The following is a 15,987-nucleotide window of genomic DNA, read 5'->3' as shown; positions in this document are numbered from 1 at the left end:
GGCCCCAGGGGTGCGTCGGTGCGGGGGTCGTCGAAGCGTCGGCCACCTCGGCCGCCGTCTCGGTCTCGGGCGTGGTCACAGCGCTCACCTCGGTGCCTGAGGGTACTGCACGGACTCGACCGGCGACCCCGCGGTCACCTCACCTCGATGGCGCCGAGGGACACGGGCACCTTCGGCGCCCCGTCGGTGCCGCCGCCCGAGACGCCCTTCGACGTGATCGCCGTCTTCAGGCCGGACAGCCCGCCCGTCACCTTCCCGAAGACGGTGTAGCCGGGGGCGGGCAGCTCGCTGTCGCCGTAGACGATGAAGAACTGGCTGCCCTGGCTGTCCGTCGCGGTGCCGCGGGCCATCGCGATGGTGCCGGCCGGGTAGACGCCGTACTCCGTCGAGCCCTTCGTGACGGTCGCCTTCGGCGCGTTCTCGAGCGGGCCGAACGTGTAGCCGGGGCCGCCGGTGCCGTCGCCGTCCGGGTCGCCGCACTGGAGGACGTAGAGGCCCTTCGTGGTGAGCCGGTGGCAGGTGAGACCGGCGTAGAAGCCGCTGTCCGTCAGGCCGACGAAGTTCGCGACCGCCTGCGGCGCCTTCTTCCCGTCCAGCGAGATCGTCAGCTTCGTCGCGTTCAGGGTCATCGTGCCGGTCCAGGTGCGGTCCTCCGCGGCCGCCTTCCGCGGGAGCGTGCGCGTCGGCTCGGGGGTGGGGGAGGCGCTCGCGCTCGCCGACCTCGACGGCGCCGCCGCGCCGGGGCCCGTGGTGAAGTAGCCGACCTGAGCCGCCGCGGCGACGCCGACGACGACCACGAAGACGATCGCGGCGATCACGTCGTCCCTGCGGCGGCGGCGCCCGCGCTCCGCGTGGACCTCCTGCCGGACCGAGTAGGAGCGGGCCCGCCGACGCGCCTCCCGCGCCTCGCGGTCCCGCGCGCTCCGATTCGCCACGCCGCTCCCTCCGCGCCCGGCCCTCCGAGCGGCTCCGATCGTAGAAGAGGCGCGGGAGGCCGCCCCGCCCCGCACGCCGCTGTCCGAGGCGCTGCATAGGGTTCTGCCCATGGAGGTGCGGACCGCGCTGCGCCAGGGCCCCGTGCCGCTGGCCGTGCGGATGCGCCCCACGTCGCTCGACGACGTCGCGGGCCAGGCGCACCTGCTGCGCCCCGGCTCGCCGCTGCGTCGGCTCGCGTCGCCGGACGGCACGAGCGGCGCCGTCTCCGTGATCCTGTGGGGCCCGCCGGGCACGGGGAAGACCACGCTGGCGCAGGCCGTCGCGGCGAGCTCCGGGCGCCGGTTCGTCGAGCTGTCCGCCGTCACGGCCGGCGTCCGCGACGTCCGGGCGGTCATGGAGAAGGCCCGGGAGCAGGCCGACCTGTACGGGCTGTCGACCGTGCTGTTCCTCGACGAGATCCACCGGTTCTCGAAGGCGCAGCAGGACGCGCTCCTCCCGGGCGTCGAGAACGGCTGGGTCACGCTGATCGCGGCGACGACCGAGAACCCGTCGTTCTCCGTGATCGCGCCGCTGCTGTCCCGCTCCCTCCTGCTCACGCTGCAGCCGCTCACCGAGGAGGACCTCGGCGTGCTGGTCGACCGCGCCGTGGAGGACCCCCGCGGGCTCGCCGGCCGCTTCCGGCTCGCGCCCGAGGCGCGGGCCGCGCTCGTCCGGCTCGCCTCCGGCGACGCCCGCCGCGCGCTGACCGCGCTCGAGGCGTCGGCCACCCTGGCGGAGCCGGGGGAGACCGACGACGCGGCGGAGGAGCCGCCCCTGATCACCGAGGAGCTGGTGGCGACCGCGGTCGACCGGGCGCTGCTGCGGTACGACCGCGACGGCGACGAGCACTACGACGTCATCAGCGCGTTCATCAAGAGCGTGCGGGGCAGCGACGTCGACGCGGCCGTGCACTACCTCGCCAGGATGATCGAGGCGGGGGAGGACCCGCGCTTCATCGCGCGGCGGATCATCGTGCTCGCCGCGGAGGACATCGGCATGGCCGACCCGCAGGCGCTGCCGATGGCGATCGCCGCGGCCGACGCCGTGCAGCTCATCGGGATGCCGGAGGGGCGGATCCCGCTCGCCGAGGCGGTCGTCTACCTCGCCCTCGCGCCGAAGTCGAACGCCGCCTACGCCGCGATCGACGCGGCGCTCGCGGACGTGCGCGCCGGCCGGATCGGGCGGGTGCCGATGCACCTCCGCGACGCCCACTACCCGGGCGCGAAGCGGCTCGGGCACGGCAAGGGCTACCGCTACGCGCACGACGGCGAGCACGGTGTGGTCGAGCAGCAGTACCCGCCCGACGAGCTGGTCGGCCGGGACTACTACGTGCCGACCGGCAACGGCTTCGAGCGCGAGACCGCGGCCCGCGTCGAGCGTCTCCGCAGGCGCGTCCGCGGTGTCGACCCGGCGGCTGCGGAGGACTGAGCGGCGGCGGTCCGCGGGGGACCGCGTGCTGCTATCCTTGTCGGCGGCATGGAGCGGGCCCGAGCGTCGTGCGGCTGCGACACCGGGTGCGCGAGAGGACCCGAGCCTGTAGCCGGCCGGTCCTCGCACGCCGAATCCCTCGAGATGTCTTCCGTCCGCGCTGCACGGCGCGGCCGGCTCCATTCCGAATCCTGAAGGAACCGCATGTCCACCAAGGCCCGCACCCGCGGCAAGGTCAAGCTCTCGCGCGCGCTCGGCGTCGCGCTCACCCCGAAGGCCGCCCGCTACCTGGAGAAGCGTCCCTACGCGCCGGGGGAGCACGGCCGCACCAAGCGCAAGGCCGACAGCGACTACGCCGTCCGCCTCCGCGAGAAGCAGCGTCTGCGCGCCCAGTACGGCCTGCGCGAGAAGCAGCTCCGCATCGTCTTCAACGAGGCCCGCCGCACCCAGGGCCTGACCGGTGAGAACCTGGTCGAGCTGCTCGAGATGCGCCTCGACGCCCTCGTGCTCCGCGCCGGCTTCGCCCGCACCACCGCCCAGGCCCGCCAGGCCGTCGTGCACCGCCACATCCTCGTGGACGGCAAGCTCGTCGACCGCCCCTCCTTCCGCGTGAAGCCGGGCCAGGTCATCCACGTCAAGGGCAAGAGCGAGCAGCTCGAGCCGTTCCAGGTCGCCGCGGCCGGCGGTCACGCCGACGTGCTGCCGAAGACCCCGGGCTACCTCGAGGTCGAGCTCGACAAGCTGCAGGCGCGCCTCGTGCGTCGTCCGAAGCGCGCCGAGGTGCCGGTGACCGCCGACGTCCAGCTCGTCGTCGAGTACTACGCCGCGCGCTGAGCCACCGCTCCCGGAGCGCCCGTCCTGCCTCGCAGGGCGGGCGCTCCGTCGTTCCCGGGCGTGGAGGCCCCGCGCGGCGCCTGGGTAGGCTGGACCGCTGATCTTGGAGGAGCCATGGGCAAGGTGCTCGTCTTTCTCGTCGGCCTGCTCGCAGGCGCGGCGCTCGCTCACGTCGCGTCGCGGACGCCCGCCGGCGCCCGCGTGTTCGCCGTGGTGAACGGCGTGACGGACGAGTTCGCCGCCGCCGTGTCCGACTCGTACCGCGCGCGCCTGGCGGAGGGGAAGTAAGTGGAGACCGCCGAGATCCGCCGCCGCTACCTGCAGTTCTTCGCCGACCGCGGCCACACCGTCGTGCCGAGCGCCTCGCTCGTTTCGCCCGACCCCTCCCTGCTGTTCACGGTCGCGGGCATGGTCCCGTTCATCCCGTACCTGAACGGCACCGTCCCCGCGCCGTACCCGCGCGCGGTGGACAGCCAGAAGTGCATCCGCACCCTCGACATCGAGGAGGTGGGCCGCACGCCGCGGCACGGCACCTTCTTCCAGATGCTCGGCAACTGGTCGTTCGGCGACTACTTCAAGCAGGACGCCATCCGGTGGGCCTGGGAGCTGCTCACGACGAGCGAGGCGGACGGCGGCTTCGGCTTCGACCCGAAGGACCTCTGGGTCACCGTCTTCCAGGACGACGACGAGGCCGAGGCGATCTGGCGCGACGAGGTCGGCCTGCCCGCGGACCGCATCCAGCGGCTCGGCTACGCCGACAACTACTGGATGACCGGTCAGCCCGGCCCCGCCGGCCCGGACTCCGAGATCTTCTTCGACCGCGGTCCCGCCTACGGTGCGGACGGGGGGCCGGCGACCGGCGACGACCGGTACGTCGAGATCTGGAACCTCGTGTTCATGCAGTACGAGATCGCGAACATCCGGTCGAAGGAGGACTTCGACGTCGTCCGCGAGCTGCCGAACAAGAACGTCGACACCGGCATGGGGCTCGAGCGCGTCGCCTTCATCAAGCAGGGCGTCGAGAACATCTACGAGATCGACCAGATCCGCCCCGTGATCGACGCCGCCTCCCGCCTCAGCGGCCGGGCGTACGGCGCGAACGCCGAGGACGACGTGCGGATGCGGGTCGTGAGCGACCACATCCGCTCGGCGATGATGCTCATGCTCGACGGGGTGACGCCGTCGAACGAGGGCCGCGGCTACGTGCTGCGCCGCCTCCTCCGCCGCTCCGTCCGCGCGATGCGCCTGCTCGGCGTCGAGGGCGCGACCTTCGGCGAGCTGTTCCCGGTCTCCCGCGACGCGATGAGCGCCGCGTACCCGGAGCTGCTGCCCGAGTCCGGCCGCATCCAGCGCCTCGCCGACGCGGAGGAGGAGAGCTTCCTGAAGACGCTGGTCGGGGGCACCGCCATCCTCGACACGGCGATCGAGCGCACCCGCGCGGCGGGCGCCGAGCAGGTCGCGGGCGACACCGCCTTCCTCCTGCACGACACCTACGGGTTCCCGATCGACCTCACGCTCGAGGTCGCGGAGGAGGCGGGCCTCACCGTCGACCGCGCCGCGTTCGACCGGCTGATGCAGGAGCAGCGCTCCCGCGCGAAGGCGGACGCGAAGGCGAAGAAGACCGCGCTCGCGGACCTCTCGGTCTACTCGGACTTCCGCGCGAAGGGCGAGACGGCGTTCCTCGGCTACAGCGAGCTCGTCGCGGAAAGCCGCGTGCTCGGCCTGATCCGCGACGGCCGCGCGGTCTCCTCCATCGCGCTCGGCGACATCGCCGAGGTGATCCTCGCCGAGACGACGCTCTACGCGGAGTCCGGCGGCCAGGACGCGGACCAGGGCGAGATCCGCGGCCCGGGCTACCGGCTCGAGGTGCTCGACGTGCAGCGGCCGGTCGCGGGGCTCGTCAGCCACCGAGTCCAGGTCGTCGAGGGCGAGGTCGCCGTCGGCGACCCGGCGCAGACGATCGTGGACCCGCTGTACCGCCGCGGCGCGACCCAGGCGCACTCCGCCACCCACCTGATCCACGCGGCGCTCCGCCAGGTGCTCGGCCCGGACGCGCACCAGGCCGGCTCCTACAACAAGGCCGGCTACATGCGGCTCGACTTCAGCTGGAACGCGCCCCTCAGCCCCGACACGCGCAGCGAGGTCGAGGACATCGCGAACCTCCGCGTGAACGAGGACCTCGAGGTCGTCACCCGCGTGCTGCCGCTGGACGAGGCGAAGGCGCAGGGCGCGATGGCGCTGTTCGGCGAGAAGTACGGCGACGTCGTGCGCATGGTCGACATCGGCGGCCCGTGGTCCCGCGAGCTCTGCGGCGGCACGCACGTCGGGCACTCCTCCGAGATCGGCCTGATCAACGTGGTCGGCGAGTCGAGCGTGGGGGCGACCAGCCGCCGCATCGAGTCCCTCGTGGGCCCGGAGGCGTTCAAGCAGTTCGCGACCGAGCGCGCGCTCGTGACCGAGCTCGGCGCGAACCTCAAGGTGCCGCAGGCCCAGATCGTGTCGCGGGTGCAGGACCTCGCGGCGAGCCTGAAGGCCGCCGAGAAGCGCATCGCCGAGTTCGAGCGCCAGGCCCTCGCGCAGCGGGTGCCCGCGCTCGCGTCGCAGGCGAGGTCCGTCGGCGGCGTCACCGCCGTGCTCGAGCAGGTCGGCGCGCTCGGCGGCGCGGACGACCTCCGGGCCCTCGTGATCGACGTCCGCGACCGGCTCGGCGCCGTGCCCGCGGTCGTCGGGCTCGCGGCGACGGTGCAGGACCGGCCGGTCGTGATCGTGGCGACGAACGCCGCGGCGCGCGACGCCGGGGCGAAGGCGGGGCCGCTCGCGAAGCGCGCTGCGGGCGTGCTCGGCGGCGGCGGAGGCGGCCGCGACGACATCGCGCAGGGCGGCGGCAGCGACGCCGGGGCGATCGAGGACGCGCTCGCCGCCGTGGCGCAGGGGCTCTCCTCCTGAGCGACGAGCAGGGCGGGTTCCGCCGCGGCGTCCGGCTCGGCGTCGACGTGGGCAAGGCCCGCGTCGGCGTCGCCCGGTGCGACCGCGACGGCCTGCTCGCGACCCCCGTCGAGACCGTGCAGCGCCGCGGCGACCTCGAGCCGGTGCTGGCCCGGATCGCGGCGCTCGCCGCGGAGCTCGACGCGATCGAGCTCGTCGTCGGCCTGCCGCTCGCGCTCTCCGGCCGGGACACCCCCTCCACCGGCGACGCTCGCATGGTCGCCGACCGCCTGGCGGAGGGTCCGGTGCCGGTGCGGCTGGTGGACGAGCGGCTGACGACGGTCAGCGCCCAGTCGGCGCTGCACGCCTCCGGCCGGAACACGCGGGGCTCGCGGAACGTGATCGACCAGGTGGCCGCGGTGATACTTTTGCAGCACGCCCTCGACGCTGAGCGCGCCCGAGGCGAGGCGCCCGGCGCCCTCCTCGAACCGAAGCGGAAGCGAACAGGTGGCCCCTAGCCCAGGACCCCAGCAGGCGCGCGCGTCCGCGGCCGACGAGTTCGAACGACTCCTCGGCGGCGGAGGAGGCGACGACGGCGGCGAGCCCTCGCGGCACGGTCGGGAGCGGCGCAAGCGGCGCGGCATCTGGCCGTGGGTGCTCGGCGTGCTGCTCGTCCTCCTCGTCGCGGTCGGCGGCGCCGGCTGGTTCGCGTACCAGACCTACCCCGAGCAGGTGAAGTCGCTGTTCGGCTGGAGCAACGACTACACGGGCTCCGGCGAGGGCACCGTCGAGGTCGAGGTGCGCCCCGGCGACACGGGTGGCGACGTCGCCGACCTGCTCGTCGCGAAGGGCGTCACGAAGACGCGGTCGGCGTTCTACGACCTGCTCGTGAACACCTCGCCCGAGCCGTCCCTGAACCCGGGCACCTGGCGCCTGAAGGAGCGGATGAGCGCCGCGTCGGCCCTCGCCGCCCTGCAGGACCCCAAGAACCTCGTGCAGTCGATCGTCGCGATCCCGGAGGGGTCGACGTCGTCGCAGATCCTCGCGATCACGGCCCGCTCGACTGGGCAGGACCTCGCCGAGCTGAAGAAGATCGCGAAGGACCACTCCTCGCTCGGCGTGCCGAAGTCGGCGCCGAACATCGAGGGCTGGCTGTTCCCCGCGACCTACACGTTCCAGCCGGGCACGACCGGGCGCGAGATGCTGCAGCAGATGGTCGACCGCATGAAGCAGGCCCTCGACGAGGCCGGCGTTCCCGCGGCGAAGCGCGAGCGCGTGCTCACCCTCGCGGGCCTCGTGCAGAAGGAGGGGAACGGCGAGGACGACGCGAAGGTCGCCCGCGTCTTCCTCAACCGCATCGCGCAGGGGATGCGCCTCCAGTCCGACGCCACCGTCAGCTACGGCGCCGGCGGCACCACCGTGGTGCCGACGGCGAAGGAGAAGGCGGACAAGAACCCGTACAACACCTACCTCCGCGACGGGCTGCCCGCCGGGCCGATCTCGAGCCCGGGCGACGCCGCGATCAAGGCCGCGATCGCGCCGGAGAAGGGGAAGTGGCTGTACTTCGTCACCGTGAACCTCCAGACGGGCGAGACGAAGTTCGCGAACACGTACGCGGAGCACCAGAGGAACGCGGACCAGTTCCTCCGCTGGCTGGACGCCCACCCCTCCTACAAGAAGTGACCGGGCGGCTCGCGGTCCTCGGATCGCCGATCGCGCACTCGCGGTCGCCGCTGCTCCACGCCGCGGCCGCGGACGTGCTCGGGCTCGACTGGCGGTACGACCGGATCGAGGCGACGGAGGAGACCCTGCCCGGGCTGCTGGCGGAGCTCGGCCCCGAGTGGGTCGGCCTGTCCCTGACGATGCCGCTGAAGCGCGCCGTGCTCCCGCTCGTGCGCGAGCACGCGCCGCTCGTCGACCGGCTCGGGCTCGCGAACACCCTGCGGCTGGGGGAGCGGCCCCGGCTCGCGAACACGGACGTGGGCGGCGTGGAGGCGGTGCTCCGCGATCACACGGGTGCGCGGCGCGCCGTCGTCCTCGGCGGCGGCGCGACGGCCGCAAGCGCCGCGGAGGCGCTCGGTCGGCTGGGCGTGCAGGAGCGCGTCGTCGCGGCCCGACGGCCGGAGGCGGCGGCGCGCGACCTCGCCGGGCTCGCGGACGCCTTCGTGCCGCTCGACGACGTCGACCTCGCGGACGCCGACGTCGTCGTGTCGACCCTGCCGGGGCACGCGGAGGCGGAGGTGCCCGTGCCCGGCGCCGTCGCAGCCGGCACGCCGCTGCTCGACGTCGCCTACGACCCCTGGCCGACCGCGCTCGGCGCGCGATGGCTCGGGGCGGGCGGGCGCCTCCTGCACGGCCTCGACATGCTGGTCGAGCAGGCGGTGCTCCAGGTGAGGGTCTTCACCGACGCCGACCCCGACGTCCCGCTGCCGCGCGAGGCCGAGGTGCGCGCCGCGATGCGCGCCGCCGTCGGCCGCTGAGCGGCACCTGCGCCCGGCCGCTGATGCTGACCGCAGCCCTTGGCCCCGTCCCGCTCCGCGGCCTCCCCGCTGATCGAGGTGCGAGCGCAGCGAGCCTCGAGATCAGCAGCGGCACGGTCTCGAGGCTCGCTGGCGCTCGCACCTCGACCAACAGGGCTGGTTGGTGACGCGGGTTCGGGCGCTCGTTCCTCGAGCAACGGGTTCATGCGGTCCGCGGGCATGGGAGGATCGGGGCGATGTTGCGCTGGCTGACCGCCGGTGAGTCGCACGGCCCGAGCCTCACCGCCATCCTCGAAGGGCTGCCCGCCGGCGTGCCCGTGACCGGGGACGCGATCCGCCGCGACCTCGCGCGGCGCCGCCTCGGCGTCGGCCGCGGCTCCCGCCAGAAGTTCGAGCAGGACGAGCTCGGCGTCGTCGGCGGCGTCGTGCACGGCCGGTCCATCGGCGGCCCGGTCGCGCTGACCATCGGCAACACCGAGTGGCCGAAGTGGCAGGAGGTCATGAACGCGGAGGACGTGCCGCTCACGGACGCCTCCCGCGGGCGCGGCGCACCGCTCACCCGGCCCCGCCCCGGTCACGCGGACCTCACGGGCATGCAGAAGTACGGCTTCGACGAGGCCCGCCCGGTGCTGGAGCGCGCGAGCGCCCGCGAGACCGCGGCCCGCGTCGCGCTCGGCGCGGTCGCGCGCACCTTCCTCGCGGAGCTCGGCGTCGGGCTCGTCAGCCACGTCGTCGCGATCGGTCCGGTGCAGGTGCCCGAGGACGCGCCCCTGCCGCACCCGGCCGACGTCGACCGCATCGACGCGGACCCGGTGCGCTGCGCCGACCCGGCGACGAGCGCGCGGATGGTCGAGGAGATCGACGACGCCCACCACGCGGGCGACACGCTCGGCGGCGTCGTCGAGGTCGTCGTGGAGGGCCTGCCGCCCGGGCTCGGCTCCTACGTGCACTGGGACCGCCGTCTCGACGCGCGGCTCGCCGGCGCGCTCATGGGCATCCAGGCGATGAAGGGCGTGGAGGTCGGCGACGGCTTCCGCACGGCCGCGCGCCGCGGCTCGGCCGCGCACGACGAGCTCGTGCTCTCGGACGGCGCGATCGAGCGCGTCACCGACCGCGCGGGCGGCCTCGAGGGCGGCATGACCACCGGCGACGTGCTCCGCGTCCGCGCGGCGATGAAGCCGATCTCGACGGTACCGCGCGCCCTCCGCACGATCGACGTCGCGACCGGCGAGGCCGCCTCCGCGCACCACCAGCGCTCCGACGTCTGCGCCGTGCCGGCCGCGGGCGTCGTCGCCGAGGCGATGGTCGCGCTCGTCCTCGCGGACGCGGTGGTCGAGAAGTTCGGCGGCGACTCCGTCGAGGAGACCCGGCGGAACCTCGAGGCCTACCTCGCGGCGATCCCCGCCTCCCTGCGGACCGTCGCGACGCGCGCCCCGCGGTGACCGCGCGCACCGTCGCGCTCATCGGGCCGATGGGCGCCGGCAAGACCTCGGTCGGCCGCCGCGTCGCCAAGCACCTCGGCCGCCGGTTCGTCGACACGGACGCGGTGATCGCCGCCGAGCACGCGCCGATCCCGCAGCTGTTCGTCGAGCGCGGCGAGGCGGCGTTCCGCGCGATCGAGCGCGACGTGGTCCAGCGGGAGCTCGCCACGGGCGGCGTCGTCGCCCTCGGCGGAGGCGCGGTGCTCGATGCGACCACGCGCGCCGCGCTCGCGGGCTGCACCGTCGTGCTGCTCACCGTCTCCGAGCAGGCCGTCGCGGCGCGGATCGGCGACGGGAGGCGCCCCCTGCTCACCGACGGCCTCGAGTCGTGGCGACGGATCGCCGCCGAGCGGGAGCCGGTCTACGCGGCGCTCGCCGACGTGGTCGTCGACACGTCCCGCCGACCCATGACGACGATCGCCGCGGAGCTCGCGGCGCAGCTGCAGGAGGTCGCACCGTGACACCCGTCCGCATCCCGGTCCGCAACGCGGGGGAGTACGACGTCGTCCTGGGCCGCGGCCTCGGCGACGTGGTCGCCGAGGCGGTCCCCGCCGGCGCGAAGAAGGCCCTGCTGATCCACCAGCCCGTGCAGGCGCGTCGCGCGGACGCGATCCGCGAGCGCCTCGCGGGCCGGGTCGAGGTGCTGCTCGCCGAGGTGCCGGACGCGGAGGACGCGAAGCGCATCGAGGTCGCCGCGTTCTGCTGGGGCATCCTCGGGCAGGCGGACTTCACCCGGACCGACGCGGTCATCGGGCTGGGCGGCGGCGCGGTCACCGACCTCGCCGGCTTCGTCGCGGCGACCTGGCTGCGCGGCGTGCCGTTCGTCAGCCTGCCGACGAGCGTCCTCGGCATGGTGGACGCCGCGGTGGGCGGCAAGACGGGCATCAACACGACCGAGGGCAAGAACCTCGTCGGCACCTTCACCGCGCCGGTCGCCGTGATCGCGGACCTCGACGTGCTCGACACGCTGCCCCGCAACGACCTGCTCTCCGGCTTCGCCGAGGTCGCGAAGTGCGGCTTCATCGTCGACACGACGATCCTCGACCGGCTGACCGCGGACGTCGACACCGCGACCGACCCGACCTCGCCGGTGTTCGCCGAGCTCGTCGAGCGGGCGATCCGCGTGAAGGCGGAGGTGGTCAGCGAGGACTTCCGAGAGTCCGGTCGTCGCGAGATCCTCAACTACGGCCACACGCTCGGCCACGCCATCGAGTACGCCGAGCGGTACCGCTGGCGGCACGGCGGCGCGATCTCGGTCGGCATGGTCTTCGCCGCGGAGCTCGCCCGGCTCGTCGGCCGGCTCGACGACGACGGCGTGCAGCTGCACCGCGACGTGCTCGGCTCGCTCTCCCTGCCGCTCACCTACCCGGGCGGCCGGTGGGAGGCGCTCACCGCGGCGATGCGGCGGGACAAGAAGTCCCGCGCCGGGCTGCTCCGGTTCGTGCTGCTCGACGGCATCGGCCGCACGAGCATCCTGAACGGGCCGGAGGACCACCTGCTCTTCACCGCCTACGGCGAGATCGCGGACTGACCCCGCCCCGTCCGCCGCTCGGGGCGGGTGGTCTCGGCACTGGCGCGGAGCGCCCGGCTCGACCACCGTGTCGCCCCGCTGGTCGAGGTGCGAGCGCAGCGAGCCTCGAGACCACCCGGAGCATGATGTGGACGTGACGGACGCGCAGCAGCCCACCGCGCAGCAGGGGAGCGGGGGCGGCTCCTTCCTCACCGTCCTGGTGGCGCTCGTCGCGAACGTCGCGATCGCCGTCGCGAAGTCCGTCGCCGCGGTGCTCACCGGCTCGGCGTCGATGACGGCGGAGGCGGCGCACTCCTGGGCGGACTCGGGGAACGAGGTGTTCCTGCTGATCGCCGAGCGCCGCGGCGCGCGCGGCCCCGACCGGACGCACCCGTACGGCTACGGCCGGGACGCCTACGTCTGGTCGCTCTTCGCCGCCGTCGGGCTGTTCACGGTCGTCGCGGTGCTCTCCATCCAGCACGGCATCAGCGAGCTCGGCTCTGACGAGCCGAACGAGAACCAGCTGATCGCGTACCTCGTCGTCGGCGTCTCGTTCGTGCTCGAGGGCGTCTCCTTCCTCCGCTCGCTGCACCAGCTGCGGGGCACCGCGGCCGCCGCCCGGCAGGACGTGCTCGAGCACGTGCTGAAGACCTCCGACCCGACCGTGCGGGCCGTGTTCTTCGAGGACGCCGCCGCGCTCATCGGCCTCGTGCTCGCGGCGGCCGGCATCGCCCTGCACGAGATCACCGGCTCCCCGGTGTGGGACGCGGCCGGGTCGATCGCCATCGGCGTGCTGCTCGGCGTCGTCGCGATCGTGCTGATCCAGCTCAACCGGCGCTTCATCATCGGGCAGTCGCCGTCGCCGCGCGTGCAGGCGGCGGTGCTCCGCATGCTCGCGGCGCACGAGCACGTGGCGACGGTGTCCTACCTCCACCTCGAGTACGTCGGGCCGTCCCGCGTCTACCTCGTCGCGGCGGTCGACCTCACGGGCGACGCCCCGGAGCACGAGATCGCCGGGCTGCTCGCGTCGATCGGCCGGACGGTGGAGCAGGACGAGCACGTGGCGGAGGCGGTCCTCACGCTCAGCCGGCCGGGCGACCCGCCGCTCGAGGTGCCCGCCGACCAGCAGGCGGTCCCGGCCCCCCGCTAGCGTGACGCGGGTGCCCCGCGTGCTCGTCCTGAACGGCCCGAACCTGCAGCGCCTCGGCACCCGCGAGCCGGACGTCTACGGCACCGCGTCGCTCGACGACGTCGCGTCCGCGCTCGCCGCGGCGGCCCCGGGCGGGGTCGAGGTCGACGTGCGGCAGACCGACGACGAGGCCGAGCTGATCGGCTGGCTGCACGAGGCCGCCGATTCGAGGTCCCCGGTCGTGCTGAACCCCGCCGCCTTCACGCACTACTCGTACGCGCTGCACGACGCGGTGCGCGTGGTGACGACCGCGGGCGTGCCCGTCGTCGAGGTGCACCTGACGAACCCGGCGGCACGGGGGGCCTTCCGCCGGGAGTCGGTCGTGTCGCCCGTCGCGACCGGCGTCATCGCCGGCTTCGGCGTCGACGGCTACCTGCTCGCGCTCGACTGGGTCGGGAAGCACCTGACCGCGGCCGGGTAGACTGCCGGGTCGGCCGGAGCCCCGCACGGGGCGGGACGGGCCGAGGACTTCACGGAGGTAACCCATGGCGAGCACCGCGGACATCCGCAACGGCGTCGTGCTCTCGATCGACGGCCAGCTCTGGAACGTCGTCGAGTTCCAGCACGTCAAGCCGGGCAAGGGCGGCGCGTTCGTGCGCACCAAGCTCAAGAACGTCGTGACCGGCAAGGTCGTCGACCGCACGTACAACGCGGGCGCGAAGGTCGACATCGAGAACGTCGACCGGCGCGACTACCAGTTCCTGTACAAGGACGGCGACGACTTCGTCTTCATGGACGGCGAGACCTACGAGCAGCTGCCCATCCCGGCGGCGACCGTCGGCGGCGCGGCCGACTACCTGCTCGAGAACCAGCAGGCGACGATCGCGGTCAACAACGGCAACCCGCTGTACGTCGAGCTGCCCGCCTCCGTCGTGCTCGAGGTCACGTACACCGAGCCGGGCCTGCAGGGCGACCGCTCGAGCGCGGGCACGAAGCCGGCGACCCTCGAGACCGGCGCGGAGATCCAGGTGCCGCTGTTCCTCGAGACGGGCACGAAGGTCAAGGTGGACACCCGCACGGGCGACTACCTCGGCCGCGTCTCCTAGCCGATGTCCGCGCGGAGCAAGGCGCGCAAGCGCGCGCTCGACGTGCTGTTCGCCGCGGACGTGCGCGGGGAGACGCCGGAGCAGTCGCTCGAGGCGGAGTCGCTGCGCGCGGCGGCCCGGCCCGAGCGCGCCTCGAGCTGGCCCTACGCGCGCGAGATCGTGCAGGGCGTCATCGACCACGCCGAGGAGATCGACGGCCTGATCGCCGGGCACTCCACGTCCTGGCCGATCGAGCGCATGCCCGCGGTCGACCGCGGCATCCTCCGGATCGCGATCTGGGAGGCCCGCTGGAACCCGGACGTGCCGGTCGGCGTCGCGATCGACGAGGCCGTCGAGCTCGCGAAGGAGCTGTCCACCGACGACAGCCCGAAGTTCGTCAACGGCCTGCTCACCGCGGTCGTGAAGGAGGCCGGGCAGCCGAGCTGACCCGGTTCACGCCTCGGGCAGCGCGCCGACCGCGAGCGCCCACGGCATGGCCGGATCGGGCTCGACCCGGACGACGAACCGGTCGAGCGCGCCCGTCGAGGGGATGAGCGCGAGCGCGGGCCCGCCGTTGCCGCAGGTCAGCACGACCGGGTCCTCGGGGCCGATCCGCAGCGCGATGGTGCCGCTGCCGGTGCAGTTGATGCTCACCACCACGCGGTGGCCGTCGGCGACGAACCGCGCCGCGCCGTCGCGGCTCCCGGCGAGCACGCCGATCGGGGTCCCGACCGCGTTCGGCAGCAGGATCGCGGCCGCCTGCACCGCCTGCGCCGCGCGGTCGGCCCGGTCCGCCTCCACCGCCGCGCGGTTCCCGTCCGCGGCCAGCGCGATGCCGCCGGCGGCTGCCGCGGCCACGGCGAGGACGACGGCGATCGCTCGGAGCGACGGCGGTCGACGCGGCGGCCGTCGGAGGCGCGGCAGGACCGGCTCCGGCGCGGGCGGCAGCACGGCGAGCGCCTCGAGATAGGCGGCGACGGCGCCCGGCGGCGGGTCCGGGCGGTAGAGCCGCAGGCGCAGCTCCGCCACCGACTCCTCGGTCGCCGCGGCGGGACCGCCCATGCGGCGATCCTGCTCCGCGCGCTCCGCCCGCGCCAGCCCCGGCCGGAGCGGCGCCCGAGGCGCTGCTCAGGGGCGCCGGGCGGGTCCCGGTCGGACGGCGGCGACGCCGAGACGGTCGCGGACCGCGATCGTCAGGTCGGGGTGGTCCGTGAACACGCCGTCGACCCCGGCGTCCAGCACCGACGCCCAGTACGCCTCCCAGTCGCCGAGCGCGGCGCGGGGCCCGTCGGTGCGGTGCCGCCGGGGCAGGAAGCGGTTCTCGGGCCGGAGCGTCCACGTCCAGACGGCGAGGCCGAGCGCGTGCAGCGCGGCCACCCGGCGGGCCGTGACGCGGCTGCTCGGGATGCTGACGCCGTCGAAGCCCGCGAGGGCCGCCGGGTCCGCCAGCTCCTGCCGGTAGGTCCGGGCGAGCGGCCCCTCCCGCACCTCGTCGGGCGCCATGCCGACCGGCTCGAGCAGGTAGACGATCGGGTGCGGGAGGTCGGCGAGGCCGAGCAGCGCGGTCTTCTCGAAGCTCTCGAACACGATCCTCGGCAGCCGCGGGGCGCGGGCGAGCTCGGCGCGGAGCAGCGGGACCGGGTCCAGGCCGCGGGCTGCGAGCGCGAGCGGCTCCTTGACCTCGATCACGAGCAGCACGTCCGCCTCGGCCGCGAGCTCGAGCACGTCGTCGAGCCGGAGGACGCCCTCCCGGCCGTCGTGTTCCGCGCTCTCCGGCCGCACGCGCGGCATGCGCTCGCGCGCCCGCAGGGTGGCGAGCTCGGCCCAGTCGAGGTCGTCCGCGTACCAGGCCCGCCGGCCGTCGTGCCCGGTCCGTCGGCGGTCGCGCAGGTCGGGCCGGCGCGCGACGTCGGTGGTGTCCGCCAGGTCGCGGTCGTGCCGCACGACGAGCACGCCGTCGCGGCTCGGCACGACGTCGATCTCCAGCGCGTCGACGCCCTGGGCGACCGCGAGGAGGAGGGACGAGCGGGTCAGCTCGGGGCGGTAGCCGGGAGCGCCGCGGTGGCCGATCACGATCGGGCGACCGGGCACGAGGAGCGAGGACAGACCGGCGGGACGGGGCGAGGGAGCCACCGTCGGA

General features: G+C 74.5%; 17 protein-coding genes. 14 read left to right on the top strand and 3 right to left on the bottom strand.

What is annotated here, in order from left to right; translation table 11 throughout:
- Window positions 1–134: 134 nt before the first annotated feature.
- On the bottom strand, window positions 135–935 hold the full coding sequence (locus D1781_RS18125) for a peptidylprolyl isomerase (protein ID WP_325048821.1): 801 nt from the start codon (window positions 933–935) through the stop codon (window positions 135–137).
- Between the two features lie 109 nt (window positions 936–1,044).
- Here D1781_RS18125 and D1781_RS11130 point away from each other — a divergent pair, with 109 nt between their 5' ends.
- The 14 genes from D1781_RS11130 (at window position 1,045) to nusB (ending at window position 14,294) form a co-directional block, all read left to right on the top strand.
- A complete protein-coding gene (locus D1781_RS11130; RefSeq protein ID WP_119482356.1) occupies window positions 1,045–2,403 on the top strand; it encodes a replication-associated recombination protein A in 1,359 nt (452 codons plus the stop codon).
- A 204-nt stretch (window positions 2,404–2,607) separates the two neighbouring features.
- A complete protein-coding gene (gene rpsD / locus D1781_RS11125; RefSeq protein ID WP_119482355.1) occupies window positions 2,608–3,237 on the top strand; it encodes a 30S ribosomal protein S4 in 630 nt (209 codons plus the stop codon).
- Window positions 3,238–3,351: 114 nt separating this feature from the next.
- Window positions 3,352–3,525: a hypothetical protein gene (locus D1781_RS17580; RefSeq protein WP_158590073.1), complete on the top strand. Its 174-nt coding sequence runs from the start codon at window positions 3,352–3,354 to the stop codon at window positions 3,523–3,525.
- Window positions 3,526–6,183 (top strand): alanine--tRNA ligase, encoded by a 2,658-nt coding sequence (gene alaS, locus D1781_RS11120; RefSeq protein WP_119482354.1) that lies wholly within the window; start codon window positions 3,526–3,528, stop codon window positions 6,181–6,183.
- A gap of 47 nt (window positions 6,184–6,230) precedes the next feature.
- Window positions 6,231–6,680 (top strand): Holliday junction resolvase RuvX, encoded by a 450-nt coding sequence (gene ruvX / locus D1781_RS11115; protein ID WP_233551282.1) that lies wholly within the window; start codon window positions 6,231–6,233, stop codon window positions 6,678–6,680.
- The gene (gene mltG, locus D1781_RS11110) at window positions 6,670–7,845 is read left to right on the top strand and encodes an endolytic transglycosylase MltG (RefSeq protein ID WP_119482353.1); all 1,176 of its coding nucleotides are present in this window, start codon (window positions 6,670–6,672) and stop codon (window positions 7,843–7,845) included. Before ruvX ends, mltG begins: the two co-directional genes overlap by 11 nt.
- Window positions 7,842–8,642, top strand: coding sequence for a shikimate dehydrogenase (locus D1781_RS11105; protein ID WP_119482352.1), 801 nt, complete (start codon window positions 7,842–7,844; stop codon window positions 8,640–8,642). The genes mltG and D1781_RS11105 overlap by 4 nt, the downstream gene beginning before the upstream one ends.
- A 236-nt stretch (window positions 8,643–8,878) precedes the next feature.
- Window positions 8,879–10,084 (top strand): chorismate synthase, encoded by a 1,206-nt coding sequence (aroC, locus tag D1781_RS11100; RefSeq protein ID WP_119482351.1) that lies wholly within the window; start codon window positions 8,879–8,881, stop codon window positions 10,082–10,084.
- A gap of 29 nt (window positions 10,085–10,113) precedes the next feature.
- Entirely contained in the window at window positions 10,114–10,584 is a 471-nt protein-coding gene (locus D1781_RS11095; protein WP_119483204.1) for a shikimate kinase, read from the top strand.
- Entirely contained in the window at window positions 10,581–11,654 is a 1,074-nt protein-coding gene (gene aroB / locus D1781_RS11090) for a 3-dehydroquinate synthase (RefSeq protein WP_119482350.1), read from the top strand. The genes D1781_RS11095 and aroB overlap by 4 nt, the downstream gene beginning before the upstream one ends.
- A gap of 133 nt (window positions 11,655–11,787) precedes the next feature.
- Window positions 11,788–12,783 carry a cation diffusion facilitator family transporter gene (locus tag D1781_RS11085; RefSeq protein ID WP_119483203.1) on the top strand — a complete coding sequence of 332 codons (996 nt, stop codon included), beginning with the start codon at window positions 11,788–11,790 and terminating at the stop codon, window positions 12,781–12,783.
- Between the two features lie 10 nt (window positions 12,784–12,793).
- Window positions 12,794–13,243: a type II 3-dehydroquinate dehydratase gene (locus tag D1781_RS11080; RefSeq protein ID WP_119483202.1), complete on the top strand. Its 450-nt coding sequence runs from the start codon at window positions 12,794–12,796 to the stop codon at window positions 13,241–13,243.
- 64 nt (window positions 13,244–13,307) lie between these two features.
- Window positions 13,308–13,868: an elongation factor P gene (gene efp / locus D1781_RS11075; protein ID WP_119482349.1), complete on the top strand. Its 561-nt coding sequence runs from the start codon at window positions 13,308–13,310 to the stop codon at window positions 13,866–13,868.
- A 3-nt stretch (window positions 13,869–13,871) separates the two neighbouring features.
- A complete protein-coding gene (gene nusB / locus D1781_RS11070) occupies window positions 13,872–14,294 on the top strand; it encodes a transcription antitermination factor NusB (protein WP_119482348.1) in 423 nt (140 codons plus the stop codon).
- Window positions 14,295–14,300: 6 nt separating this feature from the next.
- On the opposite strand, the gene D1781_RS11065 is transcribed toward nusB, so the two are convergent.
- Window positions 14,301–14,909 (bottom strand): hypothetical protein, encoded by a 609-nt coding sequence (locus tag D1781_RS11065; RefSeq protein WP_119482347.1) that lies wholly within the window; start codon window positions 14,907–14,909, stop codon window positions 14,301–14,303.
- Between the two features lie 66 nt (window positions 14,910–14,975).
- Complete coding sequence (locus tag D1781_RS11060; RefSeq protein WP_233551278.1) at window positions 14,976–15,980, bottom strand: glycerophosphodiester phosphodiesterase family protein; 1,005 nt, start codon at window positions 15,978–15,980, stop codon at window positions 14,976–14,978.
- Between the last annotated feature and the right edge of the window lie 7 nt (window positions 15,981–15,987).

The sequence above is a fragment of the Amnibacterium setariae genome (assembly GCF_003581425.1).
GTDB lineage: Bacteria > Actinomycetota > Actinomycetes > Actinomycetales > Microbacteriaceae > Amnibacterium > Amnibacterium setariae.
The sequence above is the reverse complement of the archived record's forward strand: the minus strand, read 5'-3'. Positions and strand labels throughout refer to the sequence as shown.